Here is a 19,983-nt window from a genome sequence, read left to right as displayed (position 1 = left end):
CTCGCGGTTGCCTCTCTATTCCCGAAGCCGCATGCCCAACCGATCCAACAAGGCGCGGTCTCGATCCGGTTCGGGATTCGGCGTCGTGAGCAACCGCTCGCCGATGAAGATCGAATTCGCTCCAGCGAGGAAACACAGGGCTTGTGCTTCATCCGAGAGCGAAAGCCGACCCGCACTCAACCGCACGATCGAGGCCGGCATCAGGATCCGCGCCGTCGCAATCATCCGCACCAACTCCAACACATCCAACGGAGGCGCTTCCGCCAATGGCGTCCCTGCCACTCGCACGAGCAGATTGATGGGAACGCTCTCTGGGTGCGGCCGCTGTGTCGCCAATTGTTCCAGCAAGCGATACCGATCCCATCGGCTCTCGCCCATGCCAATGATTCCACCGCAGCACACTCGAATGCCCGCGCGCCGCACGTGTTCGAGCGTCCTCAGGCGATCGCGATACGTGCGCGTAGTAATGATGTGGCCGTAATATTCCGGCGACGTGTCGAGGTTATGGTTATAGGCGGTCAGTCCGGCCGCTGCGAGCGCGTGTGCCTGTTCCTCAGTGAGCATTCCCAACGTACAACACACTTCCAGACCGAGCCCTCGCACGCGTCGCACCATCTCCAACACGCGTTCGAAGGGCGGCCCCGATGGCACTTCGCGCCAGGCCGCTCCCATGCAGAACCGCGTTGCCCCTCGTTCTCGCGCCACTTGAGCTGCCGCGACGACGTCTTCGACCGACATCAAGTCGGTACGGACGACGCCCGTGCGATAATGCGCCGACTGCGGACAATAGGCACAATCTTCCGGACATCCTCCCGTCTTGATGCTCAAGAGCGCGCACGCTTGCACCTCGTCCGGACGATGAAAACGGCGATGCACGCTCTGCGCTCGAAAAATCAACTCAGGCAGCGGCAGCGTATAAATCGCTTCGATCTCCGAGAGCGTCCAGGTATAGCGAAGCTCAACACGATCCTCGCTCATGTCCTCGCCTTCTCCCACGAGGCGGGAAACTTTAGCAGAGACGTTCGCGAAGAGGCAAGATACTCGACTAGCGCATGGATCGAAAGCGCGGAGAGGGATCAGGCGTGGACGCGCGTGCCGTCTCGCCGTCGCTCATTGCGACGCGCCGACGTCGCGCGAGCGTCCCCTGAGCACGCGCCGTCCCTCGATGCGATAATTCCCGCTGAGGACGAGAGCGACGGCTTGCACGTACAGCCGATGCTCCTCGGCCAAGATGCGCGCCGAGAGAGTCTCCACCGTATCGTCATCGTACACGGGGACGACCGCTTGCAGGATGATCGGACCGTGATCCATCTGCTCGTCCACGAAGTGGACGGTGCAGCCGGAGAACTTGACCCCATATTCGAGGGCTTGGCGCTGCGCTTCCAGACCTGGGAAAGCCGGCAACAGTGACGGATGGATGTTCAAGACGCGGCCGGGGAATTCGCTGAGGAAATATGGGCTCAGCAGCCGCATGTACCCCGCCAGACAGACGAGTTCGACCTGACGCTTCTTCAACTCGGCCACGATATGCCGCTCATGTTCTTCGCGACTCATCCCTTTGTGACTGATGACCAGGGTTTCGACGCCGTGCGCCCGCGCCTTCTCCAGCCCCGGGGCCCCTTCGACATTGCTGATGACGATGGCGACCTCCGCATCCAATTCCCCGCGTTCGGTCGCCTCGATCAGCGCGAGCATGTTCGATCCGCGACCGGAGATCAAAATGCCGATCTTCTTCTTCTCGCCCATACGCCCTTTCGATCAAGGGACGCTGATCACGACGTCGCGCGCGCCCGCGGTGACGCGCCCGATCACGTATCCGGGTTCCTCCCTGCGGCGGAGATCGTCGAGGACCGTCAGGACGTCCTCCGCAGCGACGATCGCCATCATGCCGATCCCCATGTTGAACGTGCGATACATCTCCTGCGGCTCGATATTCCCCAAGCGTTGAAGCAGGCGGAAGACGGGGAGAATGGGCCATCCCCCCTCCTGGATCTCTACCGCGCAGCCTTCGGGGAGAAGGCGCGGAATGTTCTCCAAGAAGCCGCCGCCCGTGATGTGCACGAGTCCTTTCACCAACCCGCGCTCCACAAGGCTGATGAGCACGGGGAGATAATTCCGATGCGGTTTGAGCAATTCGTCGCCGACGGTTCCCCCCAACTCCTCCACATACGTGTCGAGCGTCCATCCGGCGACTTCGAAGAAGAGCTTGCGAGCTAGGCTGTAGCCGTTCGTGTGTAAACCCAACGATGGGAGGCCGAGCACGACATCTCCTGGTTCGATGCGCCGACCATCGAGAAGGCGCTCGCGCTCGACGACCCCTACGATGAATCCGACCAGATCGTATTCGCCGGGCGCATAGACGCCGGGCATCTCGGCCGTCTCCCCTCCGACGAGCGCGCAGCCAGATTCGAGACATCCCCGCACGATCCCTTCGACGATCTGCGTCACGACGTCCGGCACGAGCTTCCCCATGGCGATGTAATCCAGAAAGAAAAGCGGCCGCGCGCCGTGCACGAGGATGTCGTTCACGCAATGGGCCACGATATCGTATCCCACCGAATCGTGTCGCCCGGCTAAAGCAGCCACCTTCAACTTCGTCCCCACGCCATCCACGCTGGAGACGAGGACGGGATCGCGATAGGCGGAGAGGTCCGCGCGAAAGAGGGCACCGAATCCCCCGATGTCCATCAAGACCTCGGGGGTGAACGTCGTCCGGGCGAGCTGCTTGATGGCCTCTTTCGCCGTGCGCGCGGCTTCGATGTCCACACCCGCTTCGCGATACGTGATGCGTCGCATGGACGGAAACCTTAGCATAGGAGCGAGACGTTCGCCAAGCGAAGGTGCTGAGATCGCCATCCGCGCTCGATCCGGCCCAATTGCGCCAGGGTCGTGATGGTGGTATACTGTCGCCCGGTCATAACCGTTGCGGGTTTTGAGTGGCATTCGGCTCATAACCCTCGACGGGTTATGAGCCGATTTTTCTTTGACGCTTCGAGAGCGTCGAGAGCAAAGGAGAGGAGAAGGATGGGCCAACGAGCCGAAAAAGGAAGTATCGTGCGCGTCCATTACACGGGACGCTTACGCGACGGGTTCGTCTTCGATTCCTCGGAGGGCGGTGAGCCCCTGGAATTCGTCATCGGTGCCGGCATGGTGATCCCCGGCTTCGAGCGCGCCGTCATCGGCATGCAGGTCGGAGAGAAGAAGACCGTCGAGATCCCTCCCGAGGAAGCCTATGGGGCTTACGTCGAAGAGTTCGTCAAAGAAGTGCCGCGCTCGGAGCTGCACGTGGATTTCGAGTTGGTGGAAGGCATGACCCTGGAGCTGCACACGGAATCCGGGCGAGTGATCCCCATCACGGTGGCGAAACTCACGGAGGATACGGTGACGCTTGACGCCAACCATCCGCTCGCGGGACAAACGCTCATCTTTGACATCGAGCTGGTCTCAATCGCCTGAAGACTACGTGGCCGCTTCATACGGGGCGCCGGCGTGGGCGCCCCCGCGTCGCTCGTCATCTCGCAGCTCCTCCGCTGTCGAGTGAGGAAGTCCGTCCTTTGATGAAGGGCTACTCGCACCGAGGTGAGAAATGATCATACCCGCGCGGGGCGAGTAGTTCTCGCTGCCCAGCGCGCTCCAGGTACACCTGACCGGCCTCCGAGATCGTGCGTCCGATGCACGTCAGCGGGAGATCGGGGAATCGCATCCGCACTTCCTCAAGCCGCGGCATGTGCTCCTCCCGCACGGTGAAGAGCAGTTCGTAATCTTCCCCCCCGTGCAGAGCGAGCGTCAAGGGATCAACGCCAAACGCGCTCGCTTCCGCGACCACTGGAAGCGCTTCCGCATGGAGCACGGCTCCCACGCGGCTCTCCTCACAGAGACGGCGAAGGTCGGAAGAGAGCCCATCGCTCAGGTCAATCATCGCGCGAGCCACTCCCTCCTCCGCCAGGTATTGACCGAGCGAGAGTCGCGGCTCTGGCGCCAGATGCGCCAGGATCGGACGTCGCAGATGCTCGGGCAACGCATCGCTCAACCGATGTCCGGCAGCCAAGAGTCGCAAGCCCAGAGCGGATAGACCGAGCCATCCTGTGACGTAGATCGCCTCTCCAGGCATAGCCCCATCGCGACGCACGGCACGATGCGCCGCGCACTCGCCGATGACGGTCACATGAGCGCTGAATCCCCGAGGCGATGCCGCGAGATTCCCGCCGATGAGGACCACGGCATAGCGATCGGCCGCCGCCATGATCCCGCTCAAGAACTCCTCCACATACGCGTCCTCGACGTCCTCGGGGACAGTGAGCGAGAGCACGAAGAACCGAGGTCGTCCCCCCATCGCCGCGATGTCGCTCAGATTCACGGCGAGCGCCTTGTGACCGAGCAGCCGCGCGGGCGTATATTCGCGACGAAAGTGAACGTCTTCGACGAGGGCGTCTGTCGTCACCAACCACCATTTTCCCGGAGAGCACTTGAGGATCGCGGCATCATCGCCAATTCCCAGGATGACTTCGGGAGCGAAGCGGCGTGCCATCTCCCGGATCTTGCGGATCCACTCGAGTTCACTCCTCATGTGAGGCTCCGACGGAGCGGCCTCCGCGCAGGGCGGATTCCAGCGGGATCTGGTACTTTTGGAGCTTGCGGTAGAGGGTGCGCCGATCAATGCCGAGGATCTCCGCGGCTTTCGCGTGATTCCCCCCGGTCTCCTCCAGGATGCGCAAGATGTGCCGTTTCTCGACTTCCGCGAGCGTGCGAGGCTCGCGCTCCGGAGGCGCCGATCGCTCCAGTGGCGCGATTCCGCTGATATGCGGAGGGAGATCGCGAATCGTGAGAATGGGCTCGCTGCTCATAGTGAGCGCGTATTCGACGGCATTCTGCAGCTCGCGCACGTTCCCCGGCCACGAATAGCTCATCAGCAGCCGCATGGCTTCGGTGGAGAATCGCCGCAGCGGCTGCCCATTCTCGCGAGCATAGCGCTCCAGGAAATGTTCGACCAACAGCGGAATGTCCTCGCGCCGCTCGCGCAGCTCGGGCAGATAGAGCGTGACGACGTTGAGTCGATAGTAGAGGTCCTCGCGGAACTCACCGCGACGCACAGCTTCCTCCAGGTCTTGATTCGTCGCCGCGATGATCCGCACATCCACCGGGATGTTCTCTCGCCCTCCCACGCGGCGGATGACTTTCTCCTGCAGCGCGCGCAAGAGCTTCACTTGCAAGTCCGGCTTGAGCGCATCCACTTCATCGAGGAAGAGCGTGCCCCCATGGGCGACCTCGAACAATCCGGGCCTCGACTCGGTCGCTCCCGTGAACGCTCCACGCACGTGACCGAAGAGTTCGCTCTCCAGCAGTTCCGCTGGCAACGCCCCGCAATTGATGTCTACGAACGGCCCATTCGCGCGAGGACTATTGTAGTGAATGGCGCGAGCGACCAGTTCTTTCCCCGTTCCCGTGCGCCCGACGATCAACACGGTCGCCGAGGAGCGCGCCACGCGCTCCAAGACGCGGAACAGTTCTTGCATCGGCTTGCTCTTGCCGATGATGTTACCGAAGCGATAGCGTTCGGTGAGCTGCTGTTGGAGATCGGCCACGCGCGCTTGCAGGCGCCGTCGTTCCAAGGCACGCTCGATCCGCATTTTCACATCGTCCAGTTGCAGCGGCTTGCTCAGATAGTCATCCGCCCCCAAGCGCACCGCCTCCACGGCCGAATCAATCGAGCTGAAGGCCGTCATCATGAGGACGATCGTCTGCGGGAAAGCCCGCTTGATCTCCTGAAGGACCTCGATGCCGGAACGGTCCGGGAGTCGAATGTCGCTCAGGACGATGTCGAAGACGCGCGCGAACATCTTCTCCAAGGCCGTCCGAGCGTCGGCCGCCGTCTCGACGTCGAATCCTTGCCGGCGCAAGAAGCGGGCGAGCACGTCCGCCAATTGTCCATCGTCCTCGATGATGAGCGCGCTCAATTGCTCCATATGCCCTCCGGAAAGTGTGCGCGAATCGCGCGCATGAGCGCAAGCGCCGATCCCCTCTCAGTCCTCTAGGATCGTTTGTGCGATCCGCGACCGTCCTCGGGTGAGGACGTCCTCGGAACAAGCCTCATCCAGATTCGCCCGCGCTGACGCGCGCGGATTCCGCCCGAAGGGGAAATCGGAGGCGAAAGCGCGTTCCCTTTCCCGGCGTGCTCTCCACTTCGATCGTCCCCTCGTACGCTTCCACGATCTGGCGCGCGATGGCTAAGCCTAATCCCGTTCCCCCTCGATCTGCGCGCGTGGTGAAGAAGAAGTCGAAGATGCGAGGGAGATATTCCGGCGGAATGCCCGTGCCCGTGTCCTCGACCGTGAGATGAATGGGCGTGGGCGTGCCCGCGAGCAACTCCGTGCGCACGATCAAGCGTCCTCCTTCGGGCATGGCGTGGATGGCGTTCGTGAAAAGGTTCAGCAAGACCTGTTGAATCTGTCCTTCGTCGGCCCACAAGGGCGGCAGATCAGGATCCAAATGCGTGATGACCTCAATTCGAGCAGCGCGGAAACTATGGCGCAGCAGCGCGAGCGTCTCCTCAACGAGGGCGTTCACATCGAGCGCGCGAAACGCCGGCGGCGCTTGACGCACGAAGTCCAACAGCCGACGCAGCATCTCTGCGATGCGCCGCGCTTGCGCCGCGATGCTTCGCAAATCGGAGGCCATCGAGCTGTCTGGCGGCACATCCCAAAGCAGCGCTTCCGCGAGATTCGCGATGACCGACAGCGGCGTGGCGGCTTCGTGAGCGATGCCCGAGACGATCTGCCCGGCCAACACCATGCGTTCCGCGTGACGCGCTTGCCATTGGAGATGCCGCTCGACTGTGACGTCGCGGAAGCTATGCACGAGCCCCTGGATCTCCCCGCGCGCCGATTTCACCGGCATGATGCGGACGCGAAATGTCCGTCCCGTCTCCGCTTCATGCACCTCCTCCTCGCACGGCGCTCCAGTAGCTAAAACCCGTTCATGAGGACACGGGCCACGTCGCCCCAATCGCTCCCACACGTTGGAGCAGGATCGCCCCAACCATTGCTCTCGCTCCACACCGAAAAGCCGCGCAAACGCCTCGTTCGTTTGCTCGATGATCCCTCGGGGTGTTGTGAGCATCAAGCCATCGGTGATGGCGTTGAAGGTCGCTTCCCAACGCGCGCGCGCAGCCCGCACTTCATCGAGCAGCAGCCCTTGTCCTGAGAGGGCGCGTTCGAGCAAATCCGTCCGCTCAGCGACTTTCGCTTCCAAAAGCCGTTCCCATCGTGCGCTGGCCATCGCCCAGACCCGCACGCGACAAGCCCATTCGGCCTCATCCTCGATCGGGAGGACATCATCGGCTTCAAGGTAGTGCCATGCGCACTCGCGCTCGGAGAGGCCATGGAGCAAGATGGGCACGGGCGTCATCTGACTCCGCACGCGCTCGATCCAGGACCGAACGCGATCAGAAGCCGCGCGTCCATCCACGAGAACGATGCGCGCGTTCGAGAGCAGAAGCTCCAGCTCTTCCGTTCGGCTCGCTTCGACGTCCCCCCATGTCGCCGAGAATCCGAGCTGCTGCAGGCGAGCACAGAGCCGCTCACCTTCGATCGGATCCGCCGCGATGACGAGCGCCAATGGCCGTTCGATCGCCTCGCGATTTCTCATGAGACCCATCGCGGGAGCCGCTCCGATCGAAGGCAACGCGTCCCGCTCGCGCGCGCTCACTTTCGCAAGAACTCCGTTATGCCGCGCGCGAAATCCTCCGTCAATCGCGCCAGGACATTCACCTCTACCGCCGCCTGCATCGCCGCCTCGAATCCCATGCCATCAATTTGATACAGGATCTGCTTGGTCAGCCGCATCGCTTGCGCGCTCTGCTTGGCCAGTTCAGCGAGAAACTCCTCGGATTTTTGCTCGAACGCGTCATCGGGGAAGACGGACGTGACGAGTCCGAGACGTTCCGCTTCGACCGCCGTGATCCGACGCCCGCTCAGCATCAGCTCCGCCGCTTTCTTCTCCCCCACCGAGCGCCGCAAGAGCACGCTGACGATGGCCGGGACGAACCCGATTCGGACCTCGGGGTATCCGAATTGCGCGCTCTCAGCCGCCAGGACGACGTCACAGGCCGTCGCCAACCCGCAGCCACCTCCTAGCGCACGCCCGCGCACCAACGCCACGATCGGCTTCGGCAGTCGCCGCATCAAGAGGAAGAGTCGGACCAAGCGCTCGGCGTCCTGCATCTTCTCGAACACGGCCGGATCAGCCGTCGGCTGCAAGGTCGTCACATCGAGCCCCGCGCAGAAATCCGTCCCCGCTGCTCCGAGCGCGATGACTTTCACGGCCGCGTCTTCTTCCGCGCACGCGAAGGCCCGCGGCAGCTCCTCCAATGTCCGCGGATCCAGCGCGTTGCGCTTCTCCGGCCGATTCAACGTGATGCGCGCGATGGCCCCCTCCACCGCATAGAGAATGCGCTCGAAAGACACGGGCGCCGACATCACTCTCCCTCCGCATCCAGCAATCCCAAGCGTCGCGCTTGTTCCTCTTCCACTTCGATCTCCATCCGCAGGAGCGCCGTGCTCAACGTCTTCCCCTGCGCATCGAGCCGCAACGAAACCGTTCCTCCGCCTCCGAGCGCGCCATGCAACAGGAAATTGAGAGCATGGAGATTCGGCAGCTCAAACCGCTCCACTGGGCCGTGACAGATCCCGCGAAAATGTTCCTTCACGCGATCAGCCGTGACATGCTCGACGAGGAGCGGATAGTATTCGGGCTTGTAGGCGATGAGCCCGATATTCGCCATATCCCCCTTGTCCCCCGAACGCGCGTACGCCAATTTGTAGAGCGGCACTTTCACCGTCGTTGCGCTCCCGACAGCTTATTATACACCCACGCCAGAAGCGCCCCCGCAATGAACCCATAGATCACGCTCCAGACGAACCCGATCACGCTTCCGAGATACGTCACGCGATATCCCGGATAGAGAAGGCCTAAGCGGCCGAGATGCTCCCCTCCCGCGCCCCTGATGGCGACGATGAGCGTCATCGCGAAGATGATGATCCCCCACACAAGGCCCACGGCGAAACCAAAAGCTCGTATTTGAAGCGGCATCGCTCCCCTCCTCGTGCGTCTTCGAGGGAGGATTGCGCGTTCCTCCCGTCGGGGGCTACGATACCATCTCCATTGGAGGGGATGTCAAGAGATGACGTGCTCTCGGCGCCTCATCCGAAGGCCGTGCGTCTGTGGCGCATTCGCCCTGTCGGAGTCCCCATGTTGATGCTGGCCACGCCCGCGCGTTGCCAGAGCGCAGCGTGATCGAGTAAGATGATAAACTGCTATGGAAGCGTTCGCGCATAAGTTCACGCCGACTATGCAGCGAACGAACCTGTTCGCCGGCTGAGGCCGATCCGGCCTCCGTCCTCTCCGACTAACCCCTCGAAGCGCCATCTTTTCCCCAAAAAGGAGGAGCGTATGGACATCAAACTGCCACAGATCAAAACGGAGCTTCCAGGACCGAGGGCTCGGGAGATCGTCGAGAAAGACGCGCGATATGTCTCCCCCTCTTACACCCGGCCGTATCCGCTCGTCGTGCGACGAGGGTTCGGAGCGATCGTCGAGGACGTGGACGGGAATTACTTCCTCGACTTCAACGCGGGTGTCGCTGTTTGCAATACGGGACATGCGCATCCAAAGATCGTCGAGGCGATCGCGCGACAGGCAGCGGAGTTCATCCACATCGCCTCGGCCGATTACTACTACCCGCATCTGGTGCAGCTCGCGGAGAAATTGCAGCAGGTCACACCGGGCGATTTTCCCAAACGCGTTCATTTCGGGAATTCCGGGGCAGAGGCCATCGAAGGGGCGTTGAAGGTCGCTCGCTACGCGACGCGGCGCGATAAATTCATCGCCTTTTATGGTGGCTTTCATGGCCGCACGCTCGGCGCGCTCTCGCTGACCTGCAGCAAGACGACACAGCGGCGAGGATTCGGCCGTCAACTCCTCGACGTCACGCATGTGCCGTACCCGAATCCCCTCCGATATCCTTACAAGACCGATGGCGAGGATGTGGGACGAGCGTGCATTCGTTTCATCGAGGAAGTCGTCTTCAAGACGGCCGTCCCTCCGGAAGAAGTCGCCGCCATCGTCGTCGAGCCGATTCAAGGAGAAGGAGGGTATATCGTCCCGCCGCGCAGCTTCTTCGAGGGCCTGAACCACTTGCGGGAGAAATACGGCATCCTCATCATCGCCGACGAAGTGCAATCGGGGATGGGACGCACAGGCCGAATGTGGGCGTGCGAGCATTTCGATTTCGTCCCCGACATCATGGCGATCGCTAAGGCCATCGCTTCGGGGCTACCCCTTGGGATCACGCTCGCCCGCGCCGATTTGATGGAATGGCACGTGGGGGCCCATGCTTCGACCTTCGGTGGCAATCCGGTGGCGATCGCGGCAGCGCTCGCGACGTTCGAGTTGCTGGAGAACGGACTCATAGAGAACGCACGCGTGATGGGGGAGCGCTTGAAACGGGGACTCGAACAGGTCGCCGAACGGCATCCCGATTGCATCGCCGATGTGCGCGGCCTCGGCCTGATGATCGGCGTCGAGATCGTGAGAGATCGGCGGACGCTCGCTCCAGATCCTGAGCTGCGCGATCGCATCGTCCAGGAATGCTTCCGACGCGGGCTCGTGCTGCTCGGCTGCGGTGAGACGGCTATTCGATTCTCCCCCCCGCTGGTCGTGGACGCCGAACAAGTGGACTTCGCCGTAAGCGCATTCGAGGATGCCGTCGCAAGCGCCAAGTCCGCTTCCTCGGCACGTTCCGCAGCACGTTCGCGGTGAGCGAGCGCAAGGCGGACATCGCTCCTTCCGTTTGATCTCGACTCCGGCGGGGTCCCCAGCCGCTCGCCGTGGCAGGCGCTCTGCGAGAAGGGATAAGGGGACCGCGCGTTCGTGGTCCCCTAGATCCCTGAACGCCAGATTCATTCCCCTCCCCACTGTGAACAATCCGGCGCGTTCGCGGTCCCTTGGATCCCTGCTCGACTAAGGCACGCCGATCAACGGGCGCCCATTCCAGCGCTTCATCTGCGCATCCACGCCTTTTTGATCTTGGCGCGCACTCGTTGAGCGCCTCACTTGAGCCGGGCAAGCAGCGCCCAGAACACTACGTGTTCAGCGCCTACATCGAGGGCGATAGGCGAGATTGGAGCCCGCCTGCTGTTTGCGGCGAGCCACCTATAGTCGGAACTCCTGAATGCCCCCAACCAAAGGGGTACACGCCGACACCTCTCCACGACTACCCGCTATGTCGCCGTCCCGAACGCTCTCAACCGAAGGGGCACATAGCTCCCGAATCTGGGATGACGGCGAGAGACGGGTTTGCCCGGAGCAAAGGGGTATGATACCTTAGCCCCCTAAGGAGAGCGCATATGAGGCCGAATGTGGTGATCCTTGCGGCGGGATTAGGGACGCGAATGCGGTCTCGGCGGGCGAAGGTCTTGCACGAACTGGCTGGGCGTCCGCTCATCGCTCACGTGGTACGAGCGGCGCTGGGCGCTCACCCATCCCGCTTGATCGTCGTCATTGGGCATCAGGCGGAGGACGTGCGGCGCATCGTAGAGCGAGAAGTCGCGCGAAACGCCGGCGAGCCGAGCCCGCGCCTTTTGTTCGCCCTTCAGCATGAGCCGTTGGGGACGGGGCATGCCGCCCTGATGGCGCTGGAAACGCTGGGCGCTGAAGAAGGGCCGCCTCACGCTCCCACCGCCGTCGCTGAGAGCGAGGCGCTTGAACAATGGGAGAAATGGGAAGAGGCCCCGGTCTGGCGGGAACCGCTGGTGCTCCTTTACGGCGATATGCCGCGGGTGCGATCGGAGACGATCGCGCGGCTCGTCGCGGCGCACCTTGAGGGACGTGCCGTGGCGACGCTCATGACGTTGCGGCTGGAGGATCCGACCGGATACGGACGAATCGTGCGAGATGCTCAGGGTGAGGTCGTGCGAATCGTCGAGGAGACGGAGGCGCGACCTGAAGAGCGCGCGATTCAGGAGGTCAATGCGGGACTCTACTGCTTCGATCCGAAACCCCTCCTTGGAGCGCTGCGGCGATTGAGACCGGAGAATCGAAAGGGGGAATACTATCTGACGGACGTCGTGGGCGTGCTCACGAGCATCGGGTATCGCGTTCGAGCGATCGAGAGCGAGCATCCGGAGGAACTCTTGGGCGTCAACACGCGAGAGGACTTGGCGCGACTCGAAGCCGAGCTGCGACGAGAGATCTGCGCGCGATGGATGCGCGAGGGGGTGACGATCCGCGATCCGAACACGACATGGATTGATGCCGATGTCGTCATTGGAGCGGATACCGTCCTGCATCCCTACGTGCACCTGGAGGGGGAGACGCGTCTCGGGGAAGCCTGCGAGGTTCATGCTTGGACACGGATCGTGGATTCGCAGCTCGGAGATCGCGTCATCGTTCGGAATTTCACGGTGATCCAAGGGAGCCGAATCGGCAACGACGTGCGGATTGGGCCGTTCGCCCACTTGCGAGGCGAGGTGGAACTGGCCGATGAGGTGGCCATCGGCAATTTCGTCGAGGTGAAGAAATCGCGCATCGGACGACGAAGCAAGGCGATGCATTTGGCATACTTGGGGGATGCGACCGTGGGGGAGCGAGTGAACGTTGGGGCGGGCACGATCACCTGCAATTACGATGGGAAACGGAAGCATCCGACGATCATCGAAGACGATGTGAAGTTGGGGAGCGATACGATGCTCGTGGCCCCTGTGCGAGTGGGGCGCGGGGCGATGACGGGAGCGGGGGCAGTGGTCATTCGCGATGTGCCCGAGCGCACGTTGGTCGTGGGAGTCCCAGCCGTGGAGAAGAAGAAGGTAGAGGAGGAGAGCGCCCCCGAACCATCGGCTTCCCTTCCTGCGGATTGAACGATGTCGGGGATCATCGGATACGTCGGACCACGGCAGATCATCCCCATCTTGTTGCACGGCTTGCGGCGGTTGGAATATCGCGGCTATGACTCCGCCGGATTAGCCGTCGTGGATGAAGGCCGTTTGGAGGTGCGTCGCGCGGCGGGTAAGCTGCGACAGCTAGAAGAACTGATCCGTCTGCAGCCGCTCGACGGCACCTATGGGATCGGACACACGCGCTGGGCCACTCACGGACGACCGACGGCGGAGAACGCGCATCCGCATTGTGATTGCTCCGGGCGCTTGGCCGTCGTTCATAATGGCATCGTGGAGAATTACCTCGCTCTGAAGCATCAGCTCGCCGAAGAGGGACACACGTTTCGGACGGAGACGGACACGGAGGTCATCGCCCACCTGATCGAGAAATACCTGCAGGAGCCGACGACGCGCGCGCTCGATCCCGAAGTCAGTTTGGAGAAAGCTGTTCGCGCGGCCGTGCGCGAGATGACTGGAGTCTTCGCTATGGCCATCATCTCGGCGGATGTGCCGGAGACGATCGTCGCTGTTCGACAAGGACCCCCGGTGGTGATCGGCCTTGGCCACGAAGAGTACTTCGTCGCCTCGGATGTGCTGGCCCTCCTCTATTACACGCGAGACGTCTTCTTCCTGGAAGATGGGCAGATCGCTGTCCTCACGCGACGGGGAGTGCGCGTCAGCGATTGGGAGGGGAATGCGGTGACGCCTCGCTTGGAGCGCATCGGATGGGAGCCCATCCTCGTCGAGAAGGGGGGGTTCCCGAACTTCATGCTCAAGGAGATTTACGAACAGCCCCGAGCGCTCCGCGAATTGCTCAAAGCACACACGTCTCCGGAAGGACGAAGCGTCCACTTCGAAGAGCTGGAGATGACGGAGGAACAGATCCGGCAGATTCGCACCATTCGGCTCGTCGGATGTGGAGGGAGTTGGCATGCAGCTTTGGCGGGAGAGTTCCTGATCGAACATCTGGCGCGCGTGCCGACGGAGGTGGACTATTCAAGCGAATTCCGGTATCGCGATCCGATCCTCGAGGAGGGGACGCTGGTGGTCGCCCTGAGTCAGTCTGGGGAGACGGCCGATACGTTGGCTGCCGTTCGGGAGGCACGACGTCGAGGGGCTCCGGTACTCGCCATCTGCAACGTGCGCGGCGCGACGCTCACGCGCGAGGCCAACGGCACGATCTTCCTACAAGCTGGGCCAGAGATCGGCGTCGCTTCGACGAAAGCCTTCACCGCCGAGCTGATGGCGTTGTATCTGTTGGCCATCTATTTGGCCGAGCAGCGTGGAACGCTCACGACCGAGTATCGAGAGCGACTGGTCCGCGAGGCATGGCTGATCCCGGAGCAGCTCGAGCGCGTGCTCGCCAAGGACGATGCGATTCGGGAACTCGCCCGATCATTCGCCCGCGTGCCCGCGGCGTTTTTCTTGGGACGCGGCCTCTTTTATCCGATCGCCTTGGAAGGAGCCTTGCTGCTGAAAGAATTGGCCTATCTGTACGCCGAAGGGTATCCGGCCGGGGAGTTGAAACATGGACCGAACGCTCTCATCGAAGCGCATCTCCCCATCGTCGTGATCAACGCGCGCGATCCGGAATCGCCGCTCTCGCAGCTTCTCTACGAGAAGACGCTGGCCAATATCATCGAGGCGAAGGCGCGCGAGGGACGCGTCCTCGGGATCGTCACTGAGGGCGATGTGGAAGTTCGCCAGGTCGCCGACGATTTGCTGGAGATTCCGACCACGAGCTACTGGCTCCTCCCCATCCTCGCTACCGTTCCCCTTCAACTCCTCGCCTATCACACGGCCGTCCTCAAGGGGTGCGATGTGGATCAGCCCCGCCATCTGGCGAAATCGGTGACCGTGGAGTGAACGCCTTGGCGGATCCCTGCAGGATCTCGAGCAATCCCTGGATGTGATGGCGGAGGATTTGAATGAGGAGCGCTTCCGTCACCGGGATGCGCCGCAGTTTGACGCGCGGCCCGCATTCGTATGCCGCGGCCTCGCGCGCGGACCACGGTCCCCTTCGGGTTGGAAACTCCTCTTCCGAGCGCTCCCCGAGCGACCAATATTCGAACCGTTCGTCTTCGCGCAACAGCGCGAGGAACTCGGCGAACGTGGGCGGAGCCATCCATGGACACTCCTGTTGAAGGCGCATCCAGAGCTTGCGCACGGGGACGAGCACTTGCGGATCCTCTTCCACCATTCGCTCGACGCGATCCAGAAGCTCCTTCGTGCGACTCGAGCGCTCCATCGCTTTCGCTCCGGCGAGCCAGATTATACTCCCCTTGCGACGGGGCAGCAACCGATCCGCCAGAGGTCCTCGCGTCGAAGACGCAGAATGCGGTTCTCTTGCCCCACGAAATGCTCCGCTGGTATCTTTGGCGCGTTATGCGCCAATCGGACGCTGTCGTCTTGCGCGTGCACGAGCTGACGAAGGAGTTCGATGGAATCGTCGCAGTGGATCACGTGAGCTTCGCGATCTCGCGTGGAGAGATCGTCGGGCTATTGGGAGCCAATGGCGCGGGAAAGACGACGACGTTGCAACTCATCCTCGGTCTCATCCGCCCCACCTCGGGTCGCATCGAGATCTTCGGCCAGGACCTCGAACACCATCGGATCGAAATCCTCCGCCGGATGAACTTCTCCTCAGTCGGTGTGAACCTGCCGCCGAATCTCACGGTCTGGGAGAACTTGTGGCTCTTCGCCCAACTCTACGCTGTGCCGCGTGCCGAGGAGCGCATCGCTGAGGTGCTCGACCTTCTGGAGATCGCCCATCTTCGGGATGCGCGCACGGGACGTCTCTCCAGCGGCGAGATGACGCGCGTGAACCTCTGCAAGGCACTGCTCAACGATCCGGAGCTCCTGCTTTTGGACGAACCGACGGCCAGTCTCGATCCCAACATCGCCGATAAAGTGCGACGCTTGCTCCGCCAGATCCAGCGCGAACGACAGATCGCCATGCTCTACACGTCGCACAACATGCGGGATATCGAGGAGGTGTGCGACCGTATCCTCTTCCTCCACCGCGGACGCATCATCGCCGAAGGGCCTCCGCGAGAGATTCTGCGGCACTTCCGCACGCGGACGCTGGAAGAAGTCTTCATCCGGATCGCGCGAAGCGGCGAGATCCTCGTCGGGCAAGAAGACCGATGAACTTGCGGCGCGTGGGCATTCTGGTGCTCCGATACGTCTTCGTCTATCGGCGAAGCGTCATCCGATTGGTGGAGGTGTGGTTTTGGCCGACGATGGAGCTGTTGCTGTGGGGCTACGTGACCCTCTTTCTGCAGCGCGTGGGGGAAGGAGCGGTGCCGCGCTTGGTCATGTTTCTGATCGGGGCGATGATCCTCTGGGATGTGCTCTATCGCGCGCAGCAAGGGATCACGCTCTCGTTCCTCGAAGACGTGTGGGTGCGGAATCTGCTCAACATCTTCTGCGCGCCCGTTCGGCTGAGCGAATACATCGCGGCGACCTTCCTCTTTGGGCTGGTGCGCGTCGGCGTGACGCTCGTGTCCCTGGCGGCTCTCGCGTGGGCGTTGTATCGCTTCGATCTCTTCGAGATGGGCTTCGCCCTCATTCCGTTCATGGCGAACTTGCTGATCTTGGGATTGGCCCTGGGCATCATCACAACGGCCATCATTCTGCGGTTCGGACAAGCCGCGGAAGCGCTCGCCTGGGCTGTTCCCTTCCTCATCCAACCTTTCGCTGCCGTCTTCTATCCGGTCAGCGTCCTCCCGCCGAGTCTGCAGGCGATCGCGCGAGCAATCCCGTGCACGTATGTCTTCGAGGGCATGCGCGAGGTCCTGCGCTCGGGGACATTTCGCTGGGACCACTTCGGGTGGGCGCTCGGCTTGAACGTCCTTTATCTGGCGTTCGGCATCTGGCTGCTCGTGCGCATGTTCGATCTGGCGCGCGAGCGCGGGTTACTCGGCCGTCTGACGATGCAGTGAGCCATCTTCTCCACAATGGCTTCAGCGAGCGAAGAGATGGTACAATCAGGCGCGATGTGGACGAAAAGCCGGATTGGAGGACATCCATACGCACGTCTCCGTCCCGAATCCAATAGCTGGCAGCGCGTCCGTCGGAAACTTGGGATCGCGCTCCTCGTCTTTCTCGGCTTCGCCGAGGTGCGGCTGGCGTTTGGCCAAGATTCCCCAGTGGCACCCACGGGCTCACCTCAGCCTCTTCCCGCGCTAGACGTGGTGCATTACAAGGTTGAAGCGGATGTGAATCCGACCGAGTCCTCGCTCACGGCTCGCTCACTCATCACGCTGCGCGTGGGGGCGGCCACCCGTTCGGTCGTGTTGGAGTTGAACGGTTCCCTTATTGTCTCGCGCGTGCAGAATGTCGAGACGAACGAAACGCTCACGTTCCTCCAAGATCGGTTCGATCAACTCAACGTGCGTGTTGACTTGGGAAAGACGGTCGAAGCTGGGACGCAGCTCACGCTCCTTTTCGAATACGCGGGGGCGCTCCGCGGGCCGGAAGGAGGACCGATCCCTGATCGGCGATTGGCATATATTGGTCCGGAAGGCGGCTATCTCTTCTACGCCGCGCGCTGGCTTCCCTTCCACGAATATGCGGCTGATCGCGCGAGCTATGAGATCACGGTGCGAGTGCCGCAAGGGATGATCCTGGCCGGCTACAGCGAGCGGCCACTTCAAGCGCAACCGGTGGTGGAACGGCCGACGCCCGCTCCCCCACGGGGAGCGCGACGTCCGGCTGAACCGGCGGAAGCGCCTTCGCCGCGAACGCCTCGGGTTGCGTATACGCTTGTCTCGGCGCAACCGGTGCTGGCAGGTTCGTTCGCCTTCTCGAAGTACATCACCAAAGAAGTGCGCACTCCCGGAGGCTTCACCATCGAACTGTTCATGAAGCCCGGCGACGAAGGACGCATGGAATCCCTGGCCGATCCCATCGGGCGCATGCTCGAGGTCTATCAATCTCGGTTCGGTCCGTATGCCTTCGGCGACCGCCTGCGCGTGGTCGAGATTGATGACGAGTCCCTGGAGTATTACGTCGGCCCGGGGACGCTCTTCCTGGCGCCGCGCGTGCTGACTGGCGATCGCACCCTCGACGTGGGACGCCTGGCGCGCGAGGTCGCCTTTCAATGGTGGGGACAAGCTGTCGCTGTGAGGAACTTCGACGACGCTTGGATCTCGCAAGGGCTCGCGCAATACAGCGCCCTCCTATTTCGCGAATTCGCAGGATCGCGCGCCGAGTACGAGCAAGCGGTTCGCGAAGTCCTCGAGCGCGCCTTGGCCTTCGAATCGGCGACCTCGATCGCGCGCGCTCCGCGCGAGCTGTATGATCTCTCGCCGAGCTATCGAGCCATTGTGTATGACAAAGGCGCCTTTGTGTTCCGCATGCTCCGTGCGGTGCTCGGCGATGAGAAGTTCTTCGCCCTGCTGAAGACCTTCTATCAGACCTATGCCGGTAAGAACGCGAGCATCGCCGATTTCGAGGAACTGGCGGGCCGAGTCGCCGGACGCAGCCTGCGCAGCTTCTTCGGCCTCTGGGTGGATTCGACGGGCGTGCCGGAATTCCGCGTCGAGTACACGATCTTGCGCACGCGCGATGGGCGCTTTAAGGCGCGCGGGACCGTCAAGCAAACGCTCGAGCTGTTCGACATGCCCGTGGATCTGCTCTTGCGCGCCGAGGGGGATCGCACCGAGCGGATCACGATTCCCATGAAAGGAACGGAGGCGAGTTTCGAGATCCCCTCCGAGACGCTCCCGCGCGAGATCGTCGTGGATCCGGATTTTCAGATCCTCCACCTCACGGATGCGGTTCGCATCGCCGTTGTCGTCCGGCGAGGGATCGAGCACCTCAAGAATCGCGAATATCCGGAAGCGGAGCAACAATTCCGAGCGGCCTTGGAGCTGGACGCGCTCAGTTCATGGGCGCATTACAACCTGGGGTTGCTGTACTTCGAGCAGCGGAATTTCCAACGGGCGCTCGACGCGTTCACCGATGCCCTCAATGGAGATAAGCGTCCGCCCTGGATCGTCGTCTGGAGCCACATCTACCGCGGGAACTGCTATGATGCCCTCGGAGAACGGGAGCGCGCCGTCGCCGAATACCAAAAGGCGCTGGAGACCAAGGACGATTACAACGGCGCTCAAGACCTAGCCCGCCACTACTTGAATCACCCCTATGCGCCGGCTCGCACGCGCGCCAGCCGATGAACGCCGAGCACGCGCCTTCTTCCGCAGGTGAGGAATGCGGTACAATGGCCCCGAATGAGGGTGGGGGAGATCAAGCAGTGTGGGAGGCGGTCGCATGAATTGCCGATGGGTATGGCGCGCGTACGAGGAGGGTGTGGCGGCGACGCTCAGTCGGGAACTTGGACTTCCTCGCGCCATCGCTCGACTTCTGAGCGCGCGCGGGGTGACGACGCCAGAAGCTGCTGAACGTTTTCTCAGGCCACGGCTTGACGATCTACACGATCCCTACTGCATGGCGGGCATGAACGAGGCGGTCGAGCGCATTTGGCGCGCTCTCGCGCGCGAGGAACCCATCGTCATCTACGGCGATTACGATGTGGACGGCGTGACGAGTGTGGTCCTCCTTCAAAAGGCGCTCACCTGGCTGGGCGCTCGCGTCTTCTCCTACGTCCCCGAACGATTGCGCGAAGGATACGGGATGCATGCCGAAGCCATTGAGGCGCTCGCCGCTCGCGGCGGACGCTTGCTCATCAGCGTGGATTGTGGGATTCGCGCCCATGAGGTCGTCGAGCGGGCGAAGGCTCTTGGCATGGAGACCATTGTGACCGATCACCATCTCCCCGAAGCGGAACTGCCGCGCGCGGTAGCCGTGTTGAATCCGAAACGTCCCGATTGCGCTTATCCTGAGAAGAACTTGGCGGGCGTAGGAGTGGCGTTGAAACTCGCGCAGGCGCTCCTTGCGCGAAGCAACCGGAGCGCGCAGTTGGTGCACTTGCTGCCGCTGGCGGCCATCGGCACGATCGCCGACGTCGCGCCGCTTGTGGGAGAGAATCGCACGATCGCGCGCTTGGGATTAGCGGAACTCCGAACGCCCGAGCAGGTCGGGCTGCGCG

19 protein-coding genes are annotated in these 19,983 nt (G+C 62.4%); 9 read left to right on the top strand and 10 right to left on the bottom strand.

Annotated elements, in window-relative coordinates; all coding sequences use genetic code 11:
• Positions 1-15 precede the first annotated feature (15 nt).
• From bioB to purM, 3 genes are all read right to left on the bottom strand, one after another.
• Positions 16-978, bottom strand: coding sequence for a biotin synthase BioB (gene bioB, locus NZ746_08025; GenBank protein ID MCS6817311.1), 963 nt, complete (start codon positions 976-978; stop codon positions 16-18).
• A gap of 132 nt (positions 979-1,110) precedes the next feature.
• Positions 1,111-1,746 carry a phosphoribosylglycinamide formyltransferase gene (gene purN, locus NZ746_08020; protein MCS6817310.1) on the bottom strand — a complete coding sequence of 212 codons (636 nt, stop codon included), beginning with the start codon at positions 1,744-1,746 and terminating at the stop codon, positions 1,111-1,113.
• Positions 1,747-1,758: 12 nt separating this feature from the next.
• Complete coding sequence (gene purM, locus NZ746_08015; GenBank protein ID MCS6817309.1) at positions 1,759-2,796, bottom strand: phosphoribosylformylglycinamidine cyclo-ligase; 1,038 nt, start codon at positions 2,794-2,796, stop codon at positions 1,759-1,761.
• Positions 2,797-3,024: 228 nt separating this feature from the next.
• On the opposite strand from purM, the gene NZ746_08010 reads away from it, so the two are divergent.
• Complete coding sequence (locus tag NZ746_08010; GenBank protein MCS6817308.1) at positions 3,025-3,456, top strand: peptidylprolyl isomerase; 432 nt, start codon at positions 3,025-3,027, stop codon at positions 3,454-3,456.
• Positions 3,457-3,565: 109 nt separating this feature from the next.
• Here NZ746_08010 and thiL read toward each other — a convergent pair whose 3' ends face one another.
• The 6 genes from thiL to NZ746_07980 all read right to left on the bottom strand — a co-directional run bounded on the left by thiL (position 3,566) and on the right by NZ746_07980 (position 9,087).
• The gene (gene thiL, locus NZ746_08005; GenBank protein ID MCS6817307.1) at positions 3,566-4,567 is read right to left on the bottom strand and encodes a thiamine-phosphate kinase; all 1,002 of its coding nucleotides are present in this window, start codon (positions 4,565-4,567) and stop codon (positions 3,566-3,568) included.
• Positions 4,557-5,963, bottom strand: coding sequence for a sigma-54 dependent transcriptional regulator (locus NZ746_08000; protein ID MCS6817306.1), 1,407 nt, complete (start codon positions 5,961-5,963; stop codon positions 4,557-4,559). Before NZ746_08000 ends, thiL begins: the two co-directional genes overlap by 11 nt.
• Positions 5,964-6,087: 124 nt before the next feature.
• Complete coding sequence (locus tag NZ746_07995; protein ID MCS6817305.1) at positions 6,088-7,653, bottom strand: ATP-binding protein; 1,566 nt, start codon at positions 7,651-7,653, stop codon at positions 6,088-6,090.
• 47 nt (positions 7,654-7,700) lie between these two features.
• Positions 7,701-8,474: an enoyl-CoA hydratase/isomerase family protein gene (locus NZ746_07990; protein MCS6817304.1), complete on the bottom strand. Its 774-nt coding sequence runs from the start codon at positions 8,472-8,474 to the stop codon at positions 7,701-7,703.
• Complete coding sequence (locus NZ746_07985) at positions 8,474-8,833, bottom strand: hypothetical protein (GenBank protein MCS6817303.1); 360 nt, start codon at positions 8,831-8,833, stop codon at positions 8,474-8,476. The genes NZ746_07990 and NZ746_07985 overlap by 1 nt, the downstream gene beginning before the upstream one ends.
• Positions 8,830-9,087 (bottom strand): hypothetical protein, encoded by a 258-nt coding sequence (locus NZ746_07980; GenBank protein ID MCS6817302.1) that lies wholly within the window; start codon positions 9,085-9,087, stop codon positions 8,830-8,832. Before NZ746_07980 ends, NZ746_07985 begins: the two co-directional genes overlap by 4 nt.
• 81 nt (positions 9,088-9,168) lie before the next feature.
• Between NZ746_07980 and NZ746_07975 the strand changes: the two genes are divergently transcribed.
• From NZ746_07975 to glmS, 4 genes are all read left to right on the top strand, one after another.
• Positions 9,169-9,291, top strand: coding sequence for a hypothetical protein (locus tag NZ746_07975; protein MCS6817301.1), 123 nt, complete (start codon positions 9,169-9,171; stop codon positions 9,289-9,291).
• Positions 9,292-9,447: 156 nt separating this feature from the next.
• Positions 9,448-10,815, top strand: coding sequence for an acetyl ornithine aminotransferase family protein (locus NZ746_07970; GenBank protein ID MCS6817300.1), 1,368 nt, complete (start codon positions 9,448-9,450; stop codon positions 10,813-10,815).
• A 587-nt stretch (positions 10,816-11,402) separates the two neighbouring features.
• Positions 11,403-12,911: a bifunctional UDP-N-acetylglucosamine diphosphorylase/glucosamine-1-phosphate N-acetyltransferase GlmU gene (glmU, locus tag NZ746_07965; protein ID MCS6817299.1), complete on the top strand. Its 1,509-nt coding sequence runs from the start codon at positions 11,403-11,405 to the stop codon at positions 12,909-12,911.
• Positions 12,912-12,914: 3 nt separating this feature from the next.
• Positions 12,915-14,795: a glutamine--fructose-6-phosphate transaminase (isomerizing) gene (glmS, locus tag NZ746_07960; GenBank protein MCS6817298.1), complete on the top strand. Its 1,881-nt coding sequence runs from the start codon at positions 12,915-12,917 to the stop codon at positions 14,793-14,795.
• Here glmS and NZ746_07955 read toward each other — a convergent pair.
• Positions 14,737-15,177 carry a hypothetical protein gene (locus NZ746_07955; protein ID MCS6817297.1) on the bottom strand — a complete coding sequence of 147 codons (441 nt, stop codon included), beginning with the start codon at positions 15,175-15,177 and terminating at the stop codon, positions 14,737-14,739. The two genes, glmS and NZ746_07955, sit on opposite strands and share 59 nt — an antisense overlap.
• A 137-nt stretch (positions 15,178-15,314) precedes the next feature.
• On the opposite strand from NZ746_07955, the gene NZ746_07950 reads away from it, so the two are divergent.
• From NZ746_07950 to NZ746_07935, 4 genes are all read left to right on the top strand, one after another.
• A complete protein-coding gene (locus NZ746_07950; protein MCS6817296.1) occupies positions 15,315-16,079 on the top strand; it encodes an ABC transporter ATP-binding protein in 765 nt (254 codons plus the stop codon).
• Complete coding sequence (locus NZ746_07945) at positions 16,076-16,873, top strand: ABC transporter permease (GenBank protein ID MCS6817295.1); 798 nt, start codon at positions 16,076-16,078, stop codon at positions 16,871-16,873. Before NZ746_07950 ends, NZ746_07945 begins: the two co-directional genes overlap by 4 nt.
• A 54-nt stretch (positions 16,874-16,927) precedes the next feature.
• Entirely contained in the window at positions 16,928-19,111 is a 2,184-nt protein-coding gene (locus NZ746_07940) for a M1 family aminopeptidase (GenBank protein ID MCS6817294.1), read from the top strand.
• Positions 19,112-19,205: 94 nt separating this feature from the next.
• On the top strand, positions 19,206-19,983 hold a 778-nt coding region (locus NZ746_07935), incomplete at its 3' end, for a DHH family phosphoesterase (protein ID MCS6817293.1).

This window comes from Blastocatellia bacterium (genome assembly GCA_025055075.1).
Taxonomy (GTDB): Bacteria; Acidobacteriota; Blastocatellia; order HR10; family HR10; genus HR10.
This window is presented reverse-complemented; position numbering and strand designations above follow the sequence as displayed.

Excerpts from the sequence above, each read along its gene's own strand:
- thiL (MCS6817307.1), bottom strand. The coding sequence starts at position 4,567 with ATGAGGAGTGAACTCGAGTGGATCCGCAAGATCCGGGAGATGGCACGC.
- NZ746_07945 (MCS6817295.1), top strand. The coding sequence starts at position 16,076 with ATGAACTTGCGGCGCGTGGGCATTCTGGTGCTCCGATACGTCTTCGTC.
- NZ746_08000 (MCS6817306.1), bottom strand. The coding sequence starts at position 5,963 with ATGGAGCAATTGAGCGCGCTCATCATCGAGGACGATGGACAATTGGCG.
- NZ746_07970 (MCS6817300.1), top strand. The coding sequence starts at position 9,448 with ATGGACATCAAACTGCCACAGATCAAAACGGAGCTTCCAGGACCGAGG.
- NZ746_07950 (MCS6817296.1), top strand. The coding sequence starts at position 15,315 with ATGCGCCAATCGGACGCTGTCGTCTTGCGCGTGCACGAGCTGACGAAG.
- NZ746_08010 (MCS6817308.1), top strand. The coding sequence starts at position 3,025 with ATGGGCCAACGAGCCGAAAAAGGAAGTATCGTGCGCGTCCATTACACG.
- NZ746_07980 (MCS6817302.1), bottom strand. The coding sequence starts at position 9,087 with ATGCCGCTTCAAATACGAGCTTTTGGTTTCGCCGTGGGCCTTGTGTGG.
- glmU (MCS6817299.1), top strand. The coding sequence starts at position 11,403 with ATGAGGCCGAATGTGGTGATCCTTGCGGCGGGATTAGGGACGCGAATG.
- NZ746_07940 (MCS6817294.1), top strand. The coding sequence starts at position 16,928 with ATGTGGACGAAAAGCCGGATTGGAGGACATCCATACGCACGTCTCCGT.
- NZ746_07990 (MCS6817304.1), bottom strand. The coding sequence starts at position 8,474 with ATGTCGGCGCCCGTGTCTTTCGAGCGCATTCTCTATGCGGTGGAGGGG.
- bioB (MCS6817311.1), bottom strand. The coding sequence starts at position 978 with ATGAGCGAGGATCGTGTTGAGCTTCGCTATACCTGGACGCTCTCGGAG.
- NZ746_07975 (MCS6817301.1), top strand. The coding sequence starts at position 9,169 with ATGTCAAGAGATGACGTGCTCTCGGCGCCTCATCCGAAGGCCGTGCGT.
- NZ746_07955 (MCS6817297.1), bottom strand. The coding sequence starts at position 15,177 with ATGGAGCGCTCGAGTCGCACGAAGGAGCTTCTGGATCGCGTCGAGCGA.
- purN (MCS6817310.1), bottom strand. The coding sequence starts at position 1,746 with ATGGGCGAGAAGAAGAAGATCGGCATTTTGATCTCCGGTCGCGGATCG.
- glmS (MCS6817298.1), top strand. The coding sequence starts at position 12,915 with ATGTCGGGGATCATCGGATACGTCGGACCACGGCAGATCATCCCCATC.
- purM (MCS6817309.1), bottom strand. The coding sequence starts at position 2,796 with ATGCGACGCATCACGTATCGCGAAGCGGGTGTGGACATCGAAGCCGCG.
- NZ746_07995 (MCS6817305.1), bottom strand. The coding sequence starts at position 7,653 with ATGGGTCTCATGAGAAATCGCGAGGCGATCGAACGGCCATTGGCGCTC.